Origin of the sequence: Leclercia adecarboxylata, assembly GCF_006171285.1 — a bacterium.
Taxonomy (GTDB): domain Bacteria; phylum Pseudomonadota; class Gammaproteobacteria; order Enterobacterales; family Enterobacteriaceae; genus Enterobacter; species Enterobacter barmai.
The window spans coordinates 151,550-171,525 of the sequence record NZ_CP040888.1; the positions used below are offsets into that span (position 1 = coordinate 151,550).

Genomic DNA, 19,976 nt, shown 5'->3' on the forward strand with positions numbered 1-19,976 from the left:
TGGTGAATATACCTGTCCTGAGCTTTGTTAAAGGTCAGTATGACGTCATCAAAGAAGCTACAAATGCAACCTCTCTTTTAATATTTGTGCGAGAGCGTCAAAAAGCACTGTCAGAGAAAATAATTGAGTCTGATGTGAATGCTATGGGTCCAGTATTTCTCCATGACGTATATCAGTCAGGTGAGCAGTTTGATATTTTGAAGAAAAAGCTGAACGCCCTGGCATGTGGAGTATTTAGTTCTTCTGAAAGGCTTATTGAGTGTTTTACGGTTCTTCCTGTGAACATGCGCTTTATCCTTGAACAAATGCAACTTCAGGGGCAGCATATCCGGATGGAAGGTAGTGTGGGTATCTTTGCATCATGGTTCCGTGATGCAGAGCCAGACGTTGTCACAAATGCCGAGAACATTCATTTTCTGTGGTCTTGCCTCGACGATACCCAGAGAGAGACTGTACTTGATGAGTTGCACGATGTCTTACTTGAAAGACATATTCGTATTGACAGCCGTATTGCGATTATTACCCGTTTTCATAATGAGTTGTCGTTTATTGAACCTGAGAAGGCCGTTGAACGCAGGGCTATTGCGGCGCTGTTTAGCGCTTCTGTTGATAATGTATTATTGTCTCAATGGCTTGACCGTCAGACGTTTTCATTTTCATCATGGTCTCCGGAGGACGCCCGTACGGCAACGAGTTGTATAATGAATAACTCGGAGATTTTTCCTCTCATCTGCAGGAATTCACAGTATATTAAAAACAGAATGTTACCAGAGAAAGCGGACGTTACAGAAGATAGTGATACGTTTCCGGACTGAGTTCGTTCTTTAAATCCTATACCTGAAGACCACAGCGGTGGTCTTTGGGAGTTTTTTTATTGCCTGATATACATTAAGCATGTTATATCTTGCTAAGAAATAATCATTCAGGGATTAATCATAACTACTGAAGTTATGTTGTGTTCTTTTCTTTTAAAAATAAATTATTCAGATTTATTTTCTATTGATTTAATGAGGTAGGGAATGACAGAAAGTGCTTTGCTTTTGCGAGAGGCATTTAATGAATCGGTTAACTATATGACATGGTCTTTTTATTCACTGATAACTGCTTACGTTTCGATGGCTTTTTATGATAGAGTTGAGGTTAAGACCCGAATAAATAATTATCTGAATAAGTTACTTTTCGTGATTGCTATGTCCGTTTTTATCCCAAATATGTACTTTGTTTCAATGGTGTTCAGTCAGAAGTTAGGCACCGCAGCTGGCGTTGCGTCATTCATTATTGGGCTACTTTTCATGATGTTAAACTCGGCACCTGTAATTACTGGTATCGTACAGCAGCGCAAAGATTGAGTTTTATGAGTATAGTCAGTTGGGTTTTCATCTGTTTTATCAGACTTAGAAAAATGAAATCTTTCAATTCATTGATTTTAAACGCAAAAAAATTTCTAAATGATCAGAATTATAGGGTGTTCATTTTGCACAGCAGTAGGGGTTGACCATTCAATGGAAACGCTCCTTCGAACTGACCCGGAGAAATACGGTTATCAGGCTGGCCTGAGTCGTCTTCAGCGATTTCTTTCTAAGATCCAGTACGACTGGAGCCTGCGGGATTATATCGGTCGTAAAGTGTTCGAAGGCGGATATGTGCGTCTTCAACCCAATATCTTTTCTTCGTCCCTGACTGAACGTCTTTTTCATGCCTGTTGCAGCCTTGATTATGTTGAAGCAAGACGTGCGGCAGAGCATCGCAGAAAGCTACTTTCCGGCGAGGTTGACGATACGGCTTATAACCGTCGTATGGCTGAGCCACAATTTCGGCTTGTACAGGAAGCAAACGTGATCCACGTTGATTTCCTCTGGTCGTTGCACTGTTTCAACCCTCGCCCGTTTCGGGCAATTGAGATCTATCGCAGGGTCTGGGAAGAGGCCGATCTGGACCTTCTTGAGGATGAGCCTGACATGCAGCCTGTGCCCCGTACACCAATGCCAGCTCCACTCTGGATGAAACTGCCCGGAGGCCGGTTCGGTACAGCTTATGATGGACTGACTGATACGTTGCCGCTGATGACCTATTTTGACGGGCAGGCTGACCCCAGGGCTTCACGTAGCCTAAAGACCGGAGAGAGCAGTTCTGTCGTCGTGGCATTCGAGGAAGAGGATGAGCTGACTGTTGAAGAAGATACGGCGTCCTGGATTATCTGGCATGAATACGACGGGTTACGCCAGCGCATCGCTGACGGTGAGTTTACTCCAACGACTGCTGCTCAGTATCTTCTTCGTTATGGCGCGGTCCGAATTTCAAAAGGCAAGGGCGCTGTCTATCATCGTCTCGCACAACGGGGACAAACCTTTTCCCGCCTGGGGATAGGCGACAGAGTGTCGCTTCCAGAGCTGGTTGCCAGTCGGCGTTTTAAAATACTCAGTGATTCTGCATACCGTCAGGTTGTAGCCCGGAAATTGCGTGGACAGATAAAAAAGTTCAGATTCTGGGCATGCGTAGCTGCCTGTGTTCAGTTGCACGTACACAACAAGACGGCACTCGGAGAAAGAATTTTAACGTTACTCGAAGGTGAGAGGGAACAGCAACAAGGTGCGATCCAGGCGAAGCTGAAGGCGGGAATGATGGATGCAGTTCTAACTCTGTGTAACCAGCGACTCCGGGTGAAAGAAAATACTAACCAGCCAGAGGAGTTCCGCTATTACCGTGCCGTAAGAGCTCGTTTCATGCGCCATTTATCTGAATGCCTTAAGCCAGAAAATGGCGGCGTTATCCGTGACGTTATCTGGGAACTGAGGGTGCTGAGCAGTGCTCACGGTACGACCAAAACAGGTTTTTACTATGTCGATAGCAATCGCCCGACAGCGAAAGGACTGTTAAACCGCCTTCTGATGAGGATGGTCAAGCAGGTCGTATAAGCGTCTGAAACGCGAAACACACGAAAATGGAGGGGTTATACAAAAAAAACTTAGCTTTGATCGTGATGTAATGTGGACATCATGTCCAAGCGTTGCTGCATCCAGAAAAGTAACTTTAATCCTGTTGATACAGCCCTTGCATTACCTGTTTACGCATAGCGTGGAAACGTTCTAATTAAACCAGACGAATATAAATTTAAATTAATTCACTCACCCCCGGAATCGGGGAACTAAACAAAAGGATCATCAATGCAAAATCAAAATACACCCGCTCAGGAAAAACACACCGTATACCTTTTTAATGCCGAACATGCTGACAAGACAGCCGCCAAGCAAGCCGGGAAACTCTTCACGCTGGACATTGAACACCCAATGACCCTCAACGATCTCTCGCTGCTGTGTGAGTCGGTCGCGGACGCTGTGGGAGCACCTGGCGGAATTAAATATGAAATCACAACAGAGCCTAATGGGGTTCAGGAGGAATACTGAATCAGTGTGGTGTGAGTCCATTTTAATTTGACGTTTCATGAGTTCTATCGAGAGGCTGAAGTATGACTTTGAAAATGGAAAGTTCCCGGACTTCCAAGCCTGAGGGGCCATTTGTATTAATCACTTTTGAGGGGGACGAATTTCTTTTTGATGACAGACATAATGTCGTCAAGATAAATGGCAGGCCTAAAAAAATGGATGTAAAGCGAAATTATTTTGAGTCCGATCTGGGAGAAGGGAAAGCGAAATACTGGACTTTAAATATCGAAGAGGCTCATCGGTTCAATTCGATTGATGAAGCGACAGAACAACTTTGTAAACTGAGTCGCCCTCATCTGATCAAAATTCGCAAAGTTGAGGGGGTATCTGAATGACCAAAGAGATGTTTTTACGCATTTTAAATGAGGCACAGGCTCGTGTGGATAACGATTCGCTTCCGCTTGATGTTCGTATCCGGTCACGCACCACGGTAAATGATTGCGTCATCCGGGCAGATAAAGAGGGGTGGCCTATTGAGTATAAACAGAAGGTCTGGGTAGATGCAGTCAGTGGCTGTTATCTTTAGCGGTTACTTAAGCCAGTTCCTGTGCCCGTGAGCTTAGTAAAGGCGGAAAATGATATGGTCAAGGTGATAAATATCAACGGGAATTTAGTTGAATTACCTGAGCCCTCAGCAAAGTTATCCAAAGCTGAATCACCTGATGGTAGGTTCTCAAAACCTAAAAATAAGATCTCTAAAATACAGCGAGCTGAGCTGCGAATGAAATTTGGGGGGCGTTGTGCCTATTGTGGTTGCAAGCTTCCTGAAAAAGGGTGGCATGCCGATCATGTTGAGCCTGTTCGACGCGACTTTGAACTGGTGAGAGCCCCTGTCGGCAGCGGCGTAACTCATGTTGCCCGAAGTACGGGTAAGGTTATGCACCCTGAACTGCATGCTATAGAAAACTTATTTCCATCATGCGCCCCCTGCAACCTTTTTAAAGGAGCTTTTAGTGTTGAAGGAATGAGAAAAGAAATTACCAAACAGGTTGAACGGGCTCGCGCATATAGCGTGAATTTCCGTACCGCAGAACGTTTTGGGTTGCTTCATATTGTAGAAAAACCGGTCGTCTTCTGGTTTGAGCAGTATAACGAACAGAAACAAAACGAATAATTTCTGTGAAACATAAAAGAAGTTAATCAGCAGTGGTTTACTAATTAAAGAGTGATTTAAATATTTTGATGCTGCTGAGGAGCTGCCTGGTATATCCTTCAAAGGGCTTTGTTGAATAAATCAGATTTCGGGTAAGTCTCCCCCGTAGCGGGTTGTGTTTTCAGGCAATACGCACGCTTTCAGGCATACCTGCTTTCGTCATTTTGTTCAGCGCTCGTACCAGGGCCATAGCCTCCGCAACCTGACCATCGTAGTCACGCAGCGTCAGTGAACCCCCGAACAGCTGTTTTACCCGGTACATCGCCGTTTCCGCTATCGAGCGACGGTTGTAATCTGTTGTCCATTTCCACCGCGCATTACTCCCGGTCATTCGCTGATTAGCCACTGCACGGTTACGGTCTGCATATTCACCGGGCCAGTAACCCGCACCTTTTCGGGGAGGGATAAGCGCGCTGATTTTCTTACGCCGCAGTTCATCGTGACATAGCCGGGTATCGTAAGCGCCATCGGCGGCGGCTGACCTGATTTTCCGGTGGGTTTGCCGGATTAACCCGGGGAAGGCCTCTGAGTCCGTAACATTGTTCAGCGACAGGTCAGCGCAGATGATTTCATGTGTTTTACTGTCAACGGCGAGATGCAGCTTACGCCAGATACGGCGGCGTTCCGCCATGCTTTTGACTTTCCACTCGCCTTCACCGAAGACCTTCAGCCCGGTGGAATCAATTACCAGGTGTGCGATTTCACCCCGGGTGGACGTTTTGAAACTGACATTAACCGACTTTGCCCGCCTGCTGACACAGCTGTAATCCGGGCAGCGTAGCGGAACGTTCATCAGAGAAAAAATGGAATCAATAAAGCCCTGCGCAGCGCGCAGGGTCAGCCTGAATACGCGTTTAATGACCAGCACAGTCGTGATGGCAAGGTCAGAATAGCGCTGAGGTCTGCCTCGTGAAGAAGGTGTTGCTGACTCATACCAGGCCTGAATAGCTTCATCATCCAGCCAGAAAGTTATGGAGCCACGGTTGATGAGGGCTTTATTGTAGGTGGGCCAGTTGGTGATTTTGAACTTTTGCTTTGCCACGGAACGGTCTGCGTTGTCGGGAAGATGCGTGATCTGATCCTTCAACTCAGCAAAAGTTCGATTTATTCAACAAAGCCCCTTCAAAGGAGAAAATGATGTATCTGCATCTTGTGCCCCGTATTCTTCACCATATGAAAAACAAGTGTACTCTCGTGTCAGTTTCTGTACCTGAATTGTCACTTGAGCTTAAAGCTGATTCGCTGGTGGCAATGAAACCTTATCCCAACAAGTCCTACCACGTTGTCATGTTGAAGGGGCGACGTGCATTAAATGGCTTTCTGGTAAAAAGCCCACGGACTTTAACTGAGTTCACAATGATAACAATCTGGGAAATTGAAGGCTTTGGAAAAATTAGTCATACCGTAAAAACGCTCGTTCAGGACAAAGACTATGACTTGGTCTCCCATGATGTCCTTTTGGCACATGCATACCATCAGAGGGAGGAAGAATTGGGGTACCGTGTACATCCATCCTATGACAGTCTAGCTCCCGTCGATTTTGAACCAACAATGCAGTCAAGGTACATAAAGGAATCCGATCTTTCCCACGACGTATGGGAAACCTATTCATGGGGGGAATTGCTGCGTTCGCGTGAAGAGACATTTCTGGCGATGACCATGTCATCTGCTCGTTTAAGCCATCCAGCATTCATCAGAGGAAACCGACTTCCTCAAACTGACCAGGCCATCATTATCAGTTCGTAACGACCTTTTATTCTTTTTGATGCCAGGCGAGTCTCCTTTTGCCTGGCCACTTTGATTTATTGCCTGGGAGTAACCTATGGATGAGCAAGATATTCTCCGCGTTATAAACGGCCGTGAGATTGATGCTTCTGACCTCCTGGAAGAAGCTATGCCGAACGCAGCCCGACGCTTTTATCGTTTAACTAACAGCATGAACAAATTGCTTTAGGAGGTCAGGGAGCACTTTCCTGACGCGATGTATTACTCTGCCAGCGGAACGGTAAGCCTGCTGTTGGGGAGCAGCCACGACAACAATGACCATCCGGTTAGAGAAATGGTCGCTGTAAGGTCACCAGATCTAAACATTGAAGGCGGTGATTGGTAGGTCAAGCAGGGGATCTATGTGCACTTCATGTCCTAACTTCATCCAGTGCTGAATTCAGTGCACAGACAGTAGGGGACTTCTCCTTTAATCAGAATGGCAAAGGGTTACGTGAGGATCAGATTCTATTTTTTTGCCTCGAAAACGGATAAACCCAGGTTTTGGCGCTTTAACCGAAAAATCAGCAGAACGGTAAATGATAGGCTGTCATGGATAACCATTTTGAGGCAAAAATGAACGTTTCAACTGACAGCAGCAACATATCGATAGCAGAACTCAAAGAAGAATTTATACCCGGTCTTCTGCTTAATGCTGGGGCAATAAGCCATTACGGCGACTCGGGTTTATCTTCGAAGGCTATGGATAAGTATTCAAATCTTCTGGAGAAAGACGCAGTTACCGCTTTATCAGGAGCCTTGAACCGTATCGTAAGTGCCTTAGCGGAGGCAGATCCACGTTCTATCAGTAGCAATCCATCCTGGTTTTCCCGCTTTACGGGCAAACACCTTGAAAAGCGCGTTCGTTACCAACACGCACGTGAGAAGGTGGAAAATCTTATTAATGAGGGGAACGGATATCTGACACATGTGAATGAGACGCTACTGGCTTTAGAAGAGCTGCTTGAAACATATGTGTCAGAAATCAAACGCCTTAAAATTTTTATCCAGGCAGGCCATGAGTTCCTTAGGGATTCTACCGAAGAAAAAAATAGTGACGATCTAAGCCTTGTCTTCGATAAACCGAGGGAAAGATTTGCCAGACGTTTAGCTAACCTGGCAACACTGCTTGCGTCTCATGAAATGGCCGCCATGCAGATGGAAATCACTCGCGGGACTTGTATAGATATTGCTGACCGCTTTAACGAAACTATAAAAGTCCTGGTTCCAGTATGGCGGCAACACACACTTTCGCTGTTATCAGTAAATAACACTGACCCTACGATTGTTAGAAAAGCTAATCAGGCCCACGAGGCTCTTCTAAAAAGCCTGCGACAAAATTTAGAGGGATTCCAAAAATGATTAATAATTTGACCACCAAAACTGAGGTTGTTGCTTTTACTTTGACTTCCGCTGAACTGGAAAAGTTCGGGCTGAATGAGCAAGATGAACAAGAGATTAAAGCCGTCGCGGAATGCATTAATGCCGATGATCCAGGAACAGTTTATCGTTTTGGCCGGGCAATGGGGGAAAACACTGCTAATTATGCGGATAGCCTGCTTGAGCAAATTCGCAATAAAGATTTAGACGAAGCCGGGAGCAAATTAACTGAAATTATCAACCTTGCAAGAAATGTAAACATCTCGAACTTAACTGAAAGTCGTTCAAATCTGCCAGTTATTGGCCCTTTGTTGGATAAAATCCGCACCCGTGGGAAGAATTTCGCCGCACAGTTTGAATCAACTCGTGAACAAATCGATGCTCTGGTTTCAGAGGTTTCAGTTACACAGAATAGCCTCGGTTCTAATAATATTTCGCTCCAGCAAATGTTTGATGAAGTCGTTAAAGAACACCACTTAACAGGTGTACATATTGCTGCCGGTAAATTAAGGCTGGGAGAATTACAATTAAAAGCAGAAAATCTCAGAGCTAATGTTGGTAACAATCCTGCTAAGTTCCAGGAAGTATCTGATCTGGATACGCTAATTGCTAATTTAGAAAAACGTATTGGCGATTTAGTTGTTTCTCAGCAGTCTGCTATGCAAGTATTGCCAATGGTACGGATTATACAGGCAAATAACCAAAGTCTTATCGACAAGTTTCATAGCGTCAAAGAGGTTACTGTCCCTAATTTCAAGCGTCAGTTTCTGTTAGCCATTTCTCTAAATGGACAGCGTAACGCTGTAAATCTTGCCAATGATATCGATAATGCCAACAATGAGTTACTCCGTAGTAATGCAAAATTACTGCATCGCAATGCAGTAGAAACTATGAAAGCAAACCAACGGCTGGTTATTGATATAAGCACCCTTAAAGAGGTGCAGGATACGCTTATCCAGACGGTTGGCGATGTTGTTAAAATCCAGAGAGAAGGGGCTATTAAGCTCAGGGAAACAGAAAAACAGGTTCTTGCCATGCGTGAGAATTTGCGCACCCGACTGACACAAAAAGGGGTAGATCATGGTGCGTAACCTTAAGAGTAGTGACGATTTTTCCCGTGAACTGTCATTTCTTTTTCACCGGTCTATAAAGATTAGAAATTCAGGTTTCGCGATATTTGGTGCGGGCCTGCTGATAATGATTTTTGGTCTTTGCTTGTGGTTGCTGTCATTACACCTCTCACCTTCAGTTCTGGACTTTGATATTGATGTGCCCTTGTCATTCTTCAATTCATCTGAAGGTGAAGATAAGTTAGTGGTTTCGGATTTTGGCGATGCATTTGGAGGCTTCCTAACTACATATTCTAAGTTGCTATTAGGGATTATGGGGCTATTAGTAGTTTCTTCAACTGCCTTTAAAATTTTAAAGGGGGAGGAAATAGGTGAGATATTCCCGATGCTTCTAATTGCTGGCGCTTTTCTTATCGGCTTGTCAGTTTTTACATCTGCTTTAGGTTCGGAAGAGACTGATGCCACTTCAGCTTCGACTGTAAAGGTTATCAAGAAATATGTAAAACATGAAAAATACGATAAACTTGTCGCATATTTAAATGATAGTAATTGGCCCTCAGGCGAAGAGGTATCTGTAAACTATTTAAAGGCGCAACTACATATAAAACTCGGCAAGCCAGATGTGAAGTTAACACAGAATGTTGTTAGGGCGTATATGTCTGGTGTATTACAGTCAAATATTCCCGTGAAAGTTCGTTATGCATTGGAAAAGACAGCTTTAGATAAATCCGTCTCACCACTTGCGATTCGTTATGAGCAAAAACGTATGTCTAAATCACATACCTTTTCAAAAGCGTCGGTTAATTGTCTTAAAGTAGGTAGTCCCGTCGCATTCGTTGGCGTTTTGTTCGCTCTTCTTGGTATAAAAATCAGGCGGCGAGTCAGATTCTTAGAATCAAATTGAATGAAAGCCCGGTACGCTGGGCTTTTTTATTCAGTAACTTTTATCAAATATGTAGTAATTTACCGGAATCTGCTTCTCCAGCTTGTTAGCTGAAAAGCTTACTCAAGTATAATAATCTACTTCTGATTATGTTTTTTATGGTTTTATTTTTACACAACTTATTAAGGATACATGATGTGTAACTTTACTCCTGTTCAAATTATTGCTGATTATATACTGAGGTTTCTTAAAAATAATACTGATGCCAAGCTTTATGAGGCAATGCAGCGTCTTGAAAAGAAAATTGGTCAGTTTGTCGCTGATGGGGTTGATGAACATCAATTACGCTCTTCATTAAGCAAAGTCTGTCGATCTCGTTCCAGGGCGGCTCTTAAAGAGGAGTGTGAACAACTCATTCCATAAAAAGAACATCATACGGGAAAGTTACTTTAACGGTGAATGGCTCGCTTCTGGCGGTTTAAGTTGACGGCCATTCCTACCATAGCCATCATAAAGTATGATTAGCATTCGAGTGTGGCACTACTAATTTTAATGGGCTACGCATTCAGTCTCCACCTCTCTAACTATAAAGGTTCTTTTCATGTCCAATAGCTTCGATAAGCCGCAAACGCTCCCGGTACATAATTCTGATGCCGAACCCTTTTTTCCGAAAAACCTTGGTCCATTTATCGAGCAGGTATCCGGAAGGGATCTGGCAATGCTCACAGAATCAGAGAAGGAAAAACTTGCGCACCTGATCAGAACTGGGCGTAAATATGGAGTTTCTGTCGCTATCGTTCCTGATATAGATTCTGCTGAGCTTCATGAATTACTGTCTAATGCCGATTCCATTGAAAGGCAGTTTTCCATCTATGAACGCATCCAGACGAAGATTGCGTTCACGCGGTGTCAGGAAGCATAAACAAAGTGAGAAATACAACTACGTGGTATGACGTAGAACATATTGAAATCACCACAGGCGAGCGAGGCGGCAGGATATGGGTGCTGAAGCTCTCCTGTGGCCATACAGTATTTCGCCGAATACCTCCTATACGTCTTCATAACCTCACAGCTTTTTCTCTGCGGGAGCCCCCAGAAAAATGTCGGTGCTCTCTTTGCAATTCAAGTCCATAATAAAGCCTTTTTAAAGGCCACAAACTGCATATCACTGGATAAATCATCCTCTACAGCGTTCATTCTTAAACGCAAAATTTATATTTCATTCATTCTATTTTAAAAGCGTTATAAAAGACGGAATCCTATTTAGTCTGTTTGATGCTTAAATCATCTTCAGTGCCTTTTATCTTTTACCCAGCGACTTTAACATTAACCTGAGCAGAAAACTTGTTTTCAAACTAAGTTCGAAAACTTTCTGCTCAGGTTATTAGCCGGGTAAGCCACTTTGTTATATTTGTTTCATGTTAACAGAGGAGGCGATATGCAAATTGAAAAGGTGATGTCATTACTTGAAGTGCTTTCAAGCTGGCTTGAAGATAACATCAATATGGATTCTGAAATTATCTTTGATAATGACGAAGATAATACCAACTCAGAAATTCTGTATCCTGCTGTAGAAAAGGCTAATGCCGTTTTGCGCAAAATGGCATCTTTATCTTCAGATTCTGTTCATGCAATTCGACAGCGCTTGCAGCTTGCCGTAGAAGGCAAAGCTGAATTGTCCCTCAAGGATGTGGGAGAGCTTCTGCTGGCAACAAAGTATCTGATGTTGTCCACTGAAGAGGGAGAGTAAGCCTGTGACCACTCTCGTATTTGAAATGGCAGATATCAATAAACTGATCGAAGAAATTCGCACCGCAAAAACGTTTTCGGTCACCCCAGATCAGATCTATGACCCGGCATGCTATCCGGGGGGAGCCCTCCTTAACGCTGAGGGACAGACTGAAGAAGAGGCGCGTAAAGCTGGTAGGGTTTTCTTTCCCTCATCCTCAAAAATTGCCAGCACACATCTGGTGCCAAAAGTGCTTCTCGCGCACAGTCATGGTGTATACCTGATCACTAATGCTGAGCTTGAGGGCTCTCCCGCATCCCGCGATACTGTGGCTTACGCCCAGGGGATGAATCCAAAACTGGATGAGGACTGGGATTACGCTTGTGATGCCGCTTTGGGTGGGTCTGATTGTAGCTATACCATTCCCGTTGAGTGGCTGGAGTTAGCGGTAGAGCAGGGTTTTCAGGAGTTTCGACTTCGAATGAGTGAAACCAATATCAAACTTGTCAGCAAATAGTATGTCCTTGCTGTATCCAGTCAAACATTGTCCGCCAGTCGAGCTGCTGGCGGATTGTTTTATATAAGGCCGGGAAGGTATGTCAGGTTTAAGCAGTTCCGCCCAGAAGCTTACAAGGGCGCAGATTTACGTGTTAAGACGGATGGCATCCGGCACGATCTATGATATCTCTGGCAATTTCAGACGGGCCAGAGAACGGCGTACGTTTATGGGGAATCCTGATGATGTGACGTGCAGGAGCTCTCCGGTCCTGTTCCGGCTGGGCCTCGTGGAGTTATGCCAGCCAGTAAGGCATCTGGAGCCAGGTTTATACTATCGGCTCAAGTTGAGCTCCTCAGGGCATGAAGCTCTTAAGGCGAACGCACACCTCTAACATTTGAGATAGTTCGTTCGCAGCCAGGAAAGTAACTTTCATCTCAAGTGTGACCCTTACTACCTCATTTATGAGTAAAACCCCCCTCTGATATGTCGAAAATGCTCATTTATACGAAAATAGTTTCTCTTCAGGTGTGATGTAATTACTGAGAATTCTCCCTGAATGGAAGGCAACCGATGAAAATGTTTTTTACCCCTTATGTTCGTATCGTTTTCTATTTTTGCGCATTGATTTTTATTGTTTACAGTTTCAGTGATTTTTTCCAGGGCGTCCCTGACAGCACCTTCTTCAGTGCGGTCATCACGCTACTTGTTATCGGAACCATTGTTGCCCGGCATCTGGATCGCAAAAAATCTCTCAAATATACTTCACAGATTTAAGTTTCCACTCAGGCCACTCTCGGGTGGCTTTTATAATTTAATAAGGACCGGTTCATGCATAACCACGAAATTCAGACCATTGCTATATTTAGTGCCCAGTATAAAAACATCGAAGATGCTGAAAATGCAGGTGCTTTATATTCAGTAGATATTGAATATCCGATGACACTAAATGATTTATCGCGGCTTTGCGACTCTATTGCCGAAGCAGTAGGTGTGCCTGGCGGCGTCAAATACCAGTTCGTGTCCCAGCCGGAAGCGCATGAAACCAGCTTCTGATAACCAGTAACCAAACTGCCTAAAAGCAGGTGCAAAGCCATGAAACAAACAAAGTCTTCTATGTCACGTATTGTGCAGCTGTACGACGGGAGCCGATACGGAAACTGCGAGCAGGCTGATAACGAAGGAGAGCTTTTTACGGTGGTGTTGAATAAGCCTTCGCAGATCGATGACATCCGTAAAATCGTAGACACAACCGCCGAAGTACTTGGCAAAGCTTTGCCAGTACTCCTCTTTTAAAGCTTACATCCGTGAAGGATAATTACGGTCTTACTACTTTCAGTTTTTCATTCCAGTGCCGTCCATTTTAATTTATCGATTTTAAGCGGTCGGCGCTATTTCATTGTTTCTTTTCCGACTGTAATTCCTTATATATAGGAATATTTCAAAGAATTTATCTCAGGTTATTTGTGGCGTGGTGCCAGTTGTTATAATGATTCCACATAATCTGGAGAGTCAATCATGATCACATCTCTAATGAATTTCCGCGATTTAACCGGAGAGGCAGTCATCCAGGCGCGGCAATGCGTTATTAATGCTGAGATCGAAGCGGCCCGGGAAAAGGTAATTCATGCTCGTTCGTTATTCAAAGCGGGTATACATAATGTTGTAAACGGTAGTTCTGGCATTAAGGCTGCGGCAGCACATTTTCTGGTGATAAAACGTTTACAGACTGACACTCGGTATCTGGACGCGGTTATCACTGATAACCTTTGCATGTTTTCTCCTGAGGGTTATCTGTATCTGTTTATGCAACAACGTTATTTCCTATAAAACAATGGGTTAGGTAAGTATCTTTCCATTAAAAACATTAAAAAGGTGACTTGATGAAACCATTTGGACTTGCCGGAAAACCCCGGCCCGAACCTTGCGGCTGCTGCTGGTATACCCGTGAGGACTGCCCTTACGTCAGCGCAAAACAGATCTATCGCCGCAGGCAGCGCAAGGCAGAACGCCAGCGTCAGCGCAGCACCATTGTGATGGCCGTTTCTGAATTTCGCTGACCTCTTCTGGAAATATCATTTTTTCTCCAGAAGAATTTTAAAATAAAGGGAAATCTTTTCACGGGTATCTGATGTTTATTGTTTATGGTAAATTGCGCCACATTAATTGTTTGTGGCGCAGTTCGTGATGGCTTAAGGATATAATATGAAAATCAGCCAGCTGGAATCCGGGATGCAGGTTTGGTCTGTAACCCGTACCAAAATGGGAAATACCACCATTTCAACGGTCATTGTCCACCCCGTTGTCATTATTGAAATTCATGATAACCATGTGATTGCTCGCTGGAACGGCAATGCACCACGTCGGTTTGGAGAAACGGCTATCAGGGGCTGGAAGAAGGAGAAGCCACTGCTTGTCCGTGAGCCTTTCGGAAATGTTCGTCTGGCCACCCGGGCTGAAAAAACCGCTATGCAGGAAAAAGAGTAATACCCCCTTTTAGCACCCACAATTTCACCGTCCATCTGCCTTTAACCTTGCCTGTTATTAACGGAATCCTTTCTGACTGGGCGGATCCCACGCATAACCTGAACTGTTGGCTAACCGTCTTACAGCCAAATTCCCTCCTTTATCTGGCAGGAGTGCGTCCGTGAGCTCTGTATGATCTACGTGTTTGTTAAGTAGAGCACATAACAGGAGTGGGGTATGACTGAATTAAATAAAAGCCCGTCCGGTTTTTCCGGAGCTGATGTCAGTAAAGAACAGGCTGCCATAAGGGCACTTGTAGAAAGAGTAGTGACCAACTATCGCAGCCGGACAGCACCTGATCGGGTTCAAAAGGCTTCGGTAGCGTTTAATGGGGGATTAATCCTGACCCTGATGCTGGCCTTGACGCTATTGGGCTACCTTGTGGCGGAATTGCTCAGGGGGTATGTTGCGGATAGTTCACCCTATGTGCCCGGTCTAAGTTATTCGCAATTTTCGATGCTTATGGTCGTTGAGCTGTGTCTATGCTTTCTTGCATGGTTTTTGGTTGTCACAGGGGACTATCCCCGGCCGTGGATATTTCAGGTAGTCCCGATGGAGCAGTACTGGTTCTTTGACGAAGTGGATGACGACGATCTTGCCCGGCTTTCCTGTAACCCTTACATCAAGCGCTGGCTACTTGATGAAATGTCCGGTATTCATCGACTGACCTACACGAGGCTGCATGATCGACTGGAGCGCATCTGTAATATTGCATCCCATCTCGAATACAGCCGTATTCAGGCACATAAGATTTCCCTAATCAACGGAAGCAGTGCCTCCTGATCCTACCATTGCATCCGGAAATTAAACGGGCAGGAACTGCACTGTATGTTCCGACCCAGCAGCTGCCCGTTACCCTTTTCTTTAGTATAAAATGACTTTCGCCGACAACCGGAAGTGAATCATGTCAAATAAATGAAAAATCAGTAATTTATGTAGGCGGGGTGTTTGGCTGATCAGGGCAGGGTGGTATAATAACGCTGGTGCTGGAGGCTTTTGCCCCAGCCAGCGGTAACACTGTTTGACTGTGGTAAAAGCAGAAAGCCCCGAGTAATTTTTCAATTAACCCGAGGCCCCTGTATGCTAGTCACATTCAGAGTAGCCTCTTGCCTGCTTAAATGCAAGGAGAAGAAGGCCATGAAAATGCCGAACCAACCCATTGTTTTGTGCATATTAATAGTTTGTTTAACGCTGTTGATATTCACCTGGCTCACACGAAACTCGCTTTGCGAGTTGCGGATGAAAGACGGAACAAGGGAGGTATCTGCTATCCTGGCCTACGAATCCGGTGTGCGACAAGAAGTCGTGAAATTATATACATAGAATCTCATGGCGTAAGCCATATTCATCATTGTCCCAACCAATCTGGAAGAGGGACTCGTTATTCAGCTAACGGTAGCCTAAGGATAGTGCGTCACTGGTAACGGTGAGGTATGAAGCATCCCTACAATGTAGTCATGTCATCGACATCGGGTGTCCCCGCGAGGGTAAACCTGGATTCTACCAGCAACAGGTGGATGAGACGCTAGGCTGGGCGGTAAGATCAACATATGTGAATTGCTGATAAACATCGTGACGTAGAAGGAGCCAAAGTTGCTGTCAGGCTCAGACCAAAAGGTGCGTGGCCGGATACTCTCTTACTGGATGAGATATCGCTGACAATAAGGCCACCGGTGAATAGGCAAGATCTACCCCGCCCGTGTGATGTTTATGGAACTTGGTAAGCCCGTATTCCTGCCCTAGAGGCAAACGAACTGCAAAGTGAGTTGTTGGGGGTGCGGGTAAAGGAAGATGGAGAAAGCGAAGGCCGCTCTGTAATGGAGTGGATAGGGGTTCGAAATTTGCCTCAACACGAAAGTGGGCAGACTTCCATCAGGTCTTTAATCGCGAGAAAACAGGTAAAGCATCCCTAAGGAGGAAAGCAAGTTGAATGCAGCTGACATCAGTGCATCTGCGTCCTCCCACCCGATACACTGGCATTCCATAGACTGGAAAACCAATCATCAACAGGTGAGGAAGCTACAGGTCCGTATCGCGAAGGCTGCAAGGAGTCAACAATGGCGCAAGGTGAAATACTTGCAGCGCATGTTGACTCGATCCTTCTCAGCAAAAACTATTGCCGTACGAAGGGTTACTGAGAATGCAGGGAAAAGTACTCCCGGCGTTGATGGAGATATTTGGAACACTCCCGAGAAGAAGTGGAATGCTCTGGGTAAAATGAAGCGGAGCGGGTATAACCCGAGGCCTCTTCGTCGAATACTCATCCCTAAATCTGACGGCACTCGTCGCCCTCTGGGGATACCAACTATGCAGGATCGTGCAATGCAGGCACTATACCTGTTAGCGTTGGAACCTGCATCCGAGTCAGTAGCGGACTACAATAGCTACGGTTTTCGCCCTATGCGCTCAACGGCGGATGCGATAGAAGCCTTGTTTATTAACCTGGCGAAAAAGCATTCGGCGAAATGGGTGCTCGAAGGCGATATCAAAGGCTGCTTCGATAACATCAGCCACGACTGGTTGCTTGCCAACATTCCGTTGGATAAACAGGTGCTCAAGAAATGGCTGAAAGCGGGATTTATAGAAAATAATCTATTTAACTCAACGAATTCAGGCACACCGCAGGGGTCGCCAATATCCCCGGTGCTGGCTAATATGGCGCTCGATGGGCTGGAAAGAAGACTCCGGGAAGCATTTGGGGGATATTCTAACCACCACAGGAAGAAGTACAAAATCAACGTCGTGCGATATGCGGATGACTTCGTGGTCACTGGCATTTCATCTGAACTGCTAAATGAGAAAGTAAAACCGATTATTGAGGCCTTTATGGCGGAACGCGGGCTTTCCTTATCCCCGAAGAAAACGCTTATCACCCATATAGACAATGGATTTGACTTTCTCGGACAGAACATCAGGAAATATGATGGAAAATTTCTTATAAAACCATCAGCTAAAAACCTGAAAAATGTCCTAAGAAAGATAAAGGAAATCGTTAAAGACAACTTAGCGGCGACAGCAGAGATGTTAATTATAAAACTTAACCCGGTTATTAAGGGATGGGCTAATTATCATCAGCATATCATCGCAAAAGTAGCCTACGGTTACGTAGATTATCGTATCTGGCAGTTGCTCTGGTACTGGTGCAAGCGGAGACATCCCAAACGAAGCAAGTACTGGATCAAAGAGAAATACTTCAAGCGTATTGGTGCGCGTGAATGGTCCTTCTCCGCCGTAGGGCATGAAGGAAAAACATTCTCATTGGTCAGAGCCGCGGATACTGCAATAAAGCGCCATGTAAAAATCAGGGGAAACGCAAATCCGTATTTACCAGAAGATGAGGAATACTTTGAAGGGAGACTTCAAAAGATCTGGAGCCTCCAGGCAAAGGGCAGACGTAGCCTTAACATCATTTGGAGAAAACAAAAAATGCGATGTCCATCGTGCCATGAGTTGATCACGCAGGAAACAGGATGGCATTTGCATCATATCCATCCTAGACACAAGGGAGGATCTAACGAATTGGCGAACCTGATATTACTCCATCCGAATTGCCATCGACAGATTCACAGTTTTGTCGCCGGTTCTGAAACAAAGAACTTACTAAAGGCTTGAGCGGTATGCGGGGAAACTCGCACGTACCGTTCTTAGGGGGCGGATTTATAGCAATATAGGTCTGCTACCCGACAAGTAGCTGACAAAGAGGGGGGCAACCCCCTCTTTTCGGGGTGTGGATTAGTATGCCATCGGCACCTTTTGAAAGGGTTTCTCCAGTCGGGGAAACCCTTTTTTCCTCCCGTCTTGTGGCATATAGCCTTTTGTATAAATCAAGAACCAGACCCAAAGAGTCCCACTTCACGCAAACCGTTCAAAAGCCTTAGCGTAATCCAGTCGGGAAAAATTTCACCGGTGCTCGTCCGGGCACGTACCGGAAACAATGGACTTCTCACTGGTCGGTAGCTCATAGAACGTAGCCATTGCGGTCAGTCCTTATTCTGTACCCAGTAGAGTTTTATGGCCGTCTGGCAAATCGTTCAAACATTGTCATTTCTGTTCTCGCTGCATCCGGTCAAATGATACGGTGAATTCAGCTCATGGGCATTCGCATCGCAGTCTACGAAGGCACCAGAAGTTTGAGGATGTTACGCAAAGAACAGTTATCAGGTTTGCTGGTGGGCGTAATGCCTACCTCTACTTTACTTCATAGGGATTCTTCTGCGGGGAAGCAAGAATTGACTCAACGTTGTCCGGTCGTACCAGATTTGTCGCGGAAAGCGCCTTTTTGTGAGGGGGGCCGCAGCGCTAAACCTTTTCCTGGAACGACATGAAGGACAGCAGAGCGTCCGCCCTGGAGGACAGCTCAATACAGTCTCCACGCTGCGGTTCTATCTCTTCGTCAATGGTTTCATTGTACCAAATACGCAGCCGCCATCCCTTCGCAGGGAAAGCGCTCTGCATCGCCAGGACCATCCCCTCCGGCGACAGCAGTTCTCGACAGAGGTAGCAGGCCCCGATCCGGGTTGAATCCCGCAGCCACATTACGGGATACTCTTTAACCAGTTGGTCATACACGCATTCTGCCATATGAAAGTAATTTTCGTCAGCCCTGCAAAAATCACACATTCGATTTCCTTAAATGGTGTTCATCGAGATAATTCAGAAAGTTGATTCGCCAAACTACGGGGCATTTCTTTAATGGCGGAGCTTTACATCACTATTTCTGTCATTTTCAAATCCGCCGGATACAGCAATAATTGCACCGAACAGCGGTTTGAACTGCAATGCATCCGTAGGGTATGCGACAATAATAAGGCTCTTCCCGTACTCTTAAAAATGGAAGAGTTTAAAACCCATACTGCTGGGATGAGCGAAGCACGGTACATTATGCCAGCGTATAAGGGCCGTCATAACTTGTTTTTTTCTAGAACACGGCGAAGTTTTCTTACCTGGGAAGCTGTGGAAAGCGTACCGGTTCGGGGATGGCATGCGCTTGCCTTTTCACCTGGTTTGAGTACATAGGCTAATGCCAGCTCGTTCAGAGCCGCCTCAGCTTTCAACAGGGCCTCAATGGCCGTGTTCAGGTATACAGTTCGGCTCTCATGGTTCATCAGGATTTTCCTCACAAGGGTAAAAATGACAGGCGATACCTGCCGTTTACCCTTTGTCTCCGTTAAGAATGGCATCACGGCAGGCTTCCCAGATTACCTGGGCATTAGCATCACACTCCACGAACCCGCCGCACTGATCGTATATCACCTGGTATACCTCAGGGGGAATCTTCCCAGGCGCAACCGGAGTTGAGCGTTTGCCTTTATGAATCTCATCTGCGGTATCACAGACAGCGTCGAGATGCCGCGACATCCACTCAGATAATTTCAGACCCTCTCGATTTGCCTGTTTTACATAGCGAACCTTTCTGGAAACCGTAGATCGCATCTGAATCTGTGTCACAGCTGGCACATCTTCTTTCATGGCATTCTGTAATGCAGCTTTGGGCTTTTTCATGTTCATGGTTGCTTTAAATTATTCTGGAGT

At 45.3% G+C, this 19,976-nt stretch carries 28 protein-coding genes and 1 pseudogene; 25 read left to right on the forward strand and 4 right to left on the reverse strand.

The genetic code is table 11. The annotated features are described in order from the left end of the window. The first annotated feature begins 2 nt into the window (after nt 1-2). The 7 genes from FHN83_RS00740 (at nt 3) to FHN83_RS00770 (ending at nt 4,557) form a co-directional block, all read left to right on the forward strand. The gene (locus FHN83_RS00740) at nt 3-815 is read left to right on the forward strand and encodes a hypothetical protein (RefSeq protein WP_045892447.1); all 813 of its coding nucleotides are present in this window, start codon (nt 3-5) and stop codon (nt 813-815) included. Nucleotides 816-1,019: 204 nt separating this feature from the next. After that, nucleotides 1,020-1,349 carry a hypothetical protein gene (locus FHN83_RS00745; protein ID WP_000140246.1) on the forward strand — a complete coding sequence of 110 codons (330 nt, stop codon included), beginning with the start codon at nt 1,020-1,022 and terminating at the stop codon, nt 1,347-1,349. Between the two features lie 153 nt (nt 1,350-1,502). Next, nucleotides 1,503-2,915 carry a hypothetical protein gene (locus FHN83_RS00750; protein WP_022646499.1) on the forward strand — a complete coding sequence of 471 codons (1,413 nt, stop codon included), beginning with the start codon at nt 1,503-1,505 and terminating at the stop codon, nt 2,913-2,915. 249 nt (nt 2,916-3,164) lie between these two features. Next, entirely contained in the window at nt 3,165-3,404 is a 240-nt protein-coding gene (locus FHN83_RS00755) for a hypothetical protein (RefSeq protein WP_001180999.1), read from the forward strand. Between the two features lie 62 nt (nt 3,405-3,466). Next, on the forward strand, nt 3,467-3,778 hold the full coding sequence (locus FHN83_RS00760) for a hypothetical protein (protein WP_000172888.1): 312 nt from the start codon (nt 3,467-3,469) through the stop codon (nt 3,776-3,778). Further along, nucleotides 3,775-3,969, forward strand: a complete 195-nt coding sequence (locus FHN83_RS00765) for a hypothetical protein (protein WP_000159617.1) — start codon at nt 3,775-3,777, stop codon at nt 3,967-3,969. Before FHN83_RS00760 ends, FHN83_RS00765 begins: the two co-directional genes overlap by 4 nt. 54 nt (nt 3,970-4,023) lie before the next feature. Beyond that, the gene (locus tag FHN83_RS00770; RefSeq protein WP_000241452.1) at nt 4,024-4,557 is read left to right on the forward strand and encodes an HNH endonuclease; all 534 of its coding nucleotides are present in this window, start codon (nt 4,024-4,026) and stop codon (nt 4,555-4,557) included. Nucleotides 4,558-4,717: 160 nt separating this feature from the next. Here the strand turns inward: FHN83_RS00770 and FHN83_RS00775 are convergent, their stop codons facing one another. Further along, nucleotides 4,718-5,683 carry an IS5 family transposase gene (locus tag FHN83_RS00775; RefSeq protein ID WP_176556463.1) on the reverse strand — a complete coding sequence of 322 codons (966 nt, stop codon included), beginning with the start codon at nt 5,681-5,683 and terminating at the stop codon, nt 4,718-4,720. 50 nt (nt 5,684-5,733) lie between these two features. On the opposite strand from FHN83_RS00775, the gene FHN83_RS00785 reads away from it, so the two are divergent. The 18 genes and pseudogenes from FHN83_RS00785 to ltrA all read left to right on the forward strand — a co-directional run bounded on the left by FHN83_RS00785 (nt 5,734) and on the right by ltrA (nt 18,056). Further along, entirely contained in the window at nt 5,734-6,342 is a 609-nt protein-coding gene (locus FHN83_RS00785) for a DUF6012 family protein (RefSeq protein WP_000280723.1), read from the forward strand. A 570-nt stretch (nt 6,343-6,912) separates the two neighbouring features. After that, nucleotides 6,913-7,722, forward strand: coding sequence for a toxic anion resistance protein (locus tag FHN83_RS00795; protein ID WP_094935606.1), 810 nt, complete (start codon nt 6,913-6,915; stop codon nt 7,720-7,722). Next, complete coding sequence (locus FHN83_RS00800; protein WP_000609386.1) at nt 7,719-8,831, forward strand: toxic anion resistance protein; 1,113 nt, start codon at nt 7,719-7,721, stop codon at nt 8,829-8,831. The genes FHN83_RS00795 and FHN83_RS00800 overlap by 4 nt, the downstream gene beginning before the upstream one ends. Continuing rightward, complete coding sequence (locus FHN83_RS00805; protein WP_000252081.1) at nt 8,821-9,714, forward strand: hypothetical protein; 894 nt, start codon at nt 8,821-8,823, stop codon at nt 9,712-9,714. The genes FHN83_RS00800 and FHN83_RS00805 overlap by 11 nt, the downstream gene beginning before the upstream one ends. A 174-nt stretch (nt 9,715-9,888) precedes the next feature. Next, a complete protein-coding gene (locus FHN83_RS00810) occupies nt 9,889-10,116 on the forward strand; it encodes a hypothetical protein (protein WP_000336109.1) in 228 nt (75 codons plus the stop codon). A 178-nt stretch (nt 10,117-10,294) separates the two neighbouring features. Beyond that, nucleotides 10,295-10,615, forward strand: coding sequence for a hypothetical protein (locus FHN83_RS00815; RefSeq protein WP_139563068.1), 321 nt, complete (start codon nt 10,295-10,297; stop codon nt 10,613-10,615). Nucleotides 10,616-11,131: 516 nt separating this feature from the next. Then, complete coding sequence (locus tag FHN83_RS00820) at nt 11,132-11,443, forward strand: DUF957 domain-containing protein (protein ID WP_001165367.1); 312 nt, start codon at nt 11,132-11,134, stop codon at nt 11,441-11,443. Nucleotides 11,444-11,447: 4 nt separating this feature from the next. Next, nucleotides 11,448-11,939 carry a DUF3085 domain-containing protein gene (locus FHN83_RS00825; protein WP_001371932.1) on the forward strand — a complete coding sequence of 164 codons (492 nt, stop codon included), beginning with the start codon at nt 11,448-11,450 and terminating at the stop codon, nt 11,937-11,939. Nucleotides 11,940-12,491: 552 nt separating this feature from the next. Then, nucleotides 12,492-12,695 (forward strand): hypothetical protein, encoded by a 204-nt coding sequence (locus FHN83_RS00835; protein ID WP_000781547.1) that lies wholly within the window; start codon nt 12,492-12,494, stop codon nt 12,693-12,695. 54 nt (nt 12,696-12,749) lie between these two features. Then, a complete protein-coding gene (locus FHN83_RS00840) occupies nt 12,750-12,974 on the forward strand; it encodes a hypothetical protein (protein WP_000551490.1) in 225 nt (74 codons plus the stop codon). Nucleotides 12,975-13,013: 39 nt separating this feature from the next. Further along, the gene (locus tag FHN83_RS00845; protein WP_000814953.1) at nt 13,014-13,214 is read left to right on the forward strand and encodes a hypothetical protein; all 201 of its coding nucleotides are present in this window, start codon (nt 13,014-13,016) and stop codon (nt 13,212-13,214) included. Nucleotides 13,215-13,436: 222 nt separating this feature from the next. Beyond that, nucleotides 13,437-13,748, forward strand: coding sequence for a hypothetical protein (locus FHN83_RS00850; protein ID WP_000633161.1), 312 nt, complete (start codon nt 13,437-13,439; stop codon nt 13,746-13,748). Nucleotides 13,749-13,801: 53 nt separating this feature from the next. Beyond that, on the forward strand, nt 13,802-13,978 hold the full coding sequence (locus FHN83_RS28095; RefSeq protein WP_000802040.1) for a hypothetical protein: 177 nt from the start codon (nt 13,802-13,804) through the stop codon (nt 13,976-13,978). A 145-nt stretch (nt 13,979-14,123) separates the two neighbouring features. Beyond that, complete coding sequence (locus FHN83_RS00855) at nt 14,124-14,405, forward strand: hypothetical protein (protein WP_000703842.1); 282 nt, start codon at nt 14,124-14,126, stop codon at nt 14,403-14,405. A 216-nt stretch (nt 14,406-14,621) separates the two neighbouring features. Beyond that, nucleotides 14,622-15,227 (forward strand): hypothetical protein, encoded by a 606-nt coding sequence (locus tag FHN83_RS00860; RefSeq protein WP_000137794.1) that lies wholly within the window; start codon nt 14,622-14,624, stop codon nt 15,225-15,227. Between the two features lie 335 nt (nt 15,228-15,562). Beyond that, nucleotides 15,563-15,673 (forward strand): annotated as a pseudogene (locus FHN83_RS28445) (DUF5431 family protein); the annotation flags it as partial. Beyond that, complete coding sequence (locus FHN83_RS00865; protein WP_227648728.1) at nt 15,621-15,767, forward strand: type I toxin-antitoxin system Hok family toxin; 147 nt, start codon at nt 15,621-15,623, stop codon at nt 15,765-15,767. The pseudogene FHN83_RS28445 and the gene FHN83_RS00865, both read left to right, overlap by 53 nt. Nucleotides 15,768-16,370: 603 nt before the next feature. Beyond that, nucleotides 16,371-18,056, forward strand: a complete 1,686-nt coding sequence (gene ltrA, locus FHN83_RS00870; RefSeq protein WP_109873927.1) for a group II intron reverse transcriptase/maturase — start codon at nt 16,371-16,373, stop codon at nt 18,054-18,056. 687 nt (nt 18,057-18,743) lie between these two features. On the opposite strand, the gene FHN83_RS28450 is transcribed toward ltrA, so the two are convergent. The 3 genes from FHN83_RS28450 to FHN83_RS00885 form a co-directional block, all read right to left on the reverse strand. After that, complete coding sequence (locus tag FHN83_RS28450) at nt 18,744-19,064, reverse strand: hypothetical protein (RefSeq protein WP_000332796.1); 321 nt, start codon at nt 19,062-19,064, stop codon at nt 18,744-18,746. Between the two features lie 281 nt (nt 19,065-19,345). Then, nucleotides 19,346-19,549 carry a hypothetical protein gene (locus FHN83_RS00880; RefSeq protein ID WP_001015183.1) on the reverse strand — a complete coding sequence of 68 codons (204 nt, stop codon included), beginning with the start codon at nt 19,547-19,549 and terminating at the stop codon, nt 19,346-19,348. A 46-nt stretch (nt 19,550-19,595) separates the two neighbouring features. After that, nucleotides 19,596-19,946: a hypothetical protein gene (locus FHN83_RS00885; protein WP_000743059.1), complete on the reverse strand. Its 351-nt coding sequence runs from the start codon at nt 19,944-19,946 to the stop codon at nt 19,596-19,598. Nucleotides 19,947-19,976 lie beyond the last annotated feature (30 nt).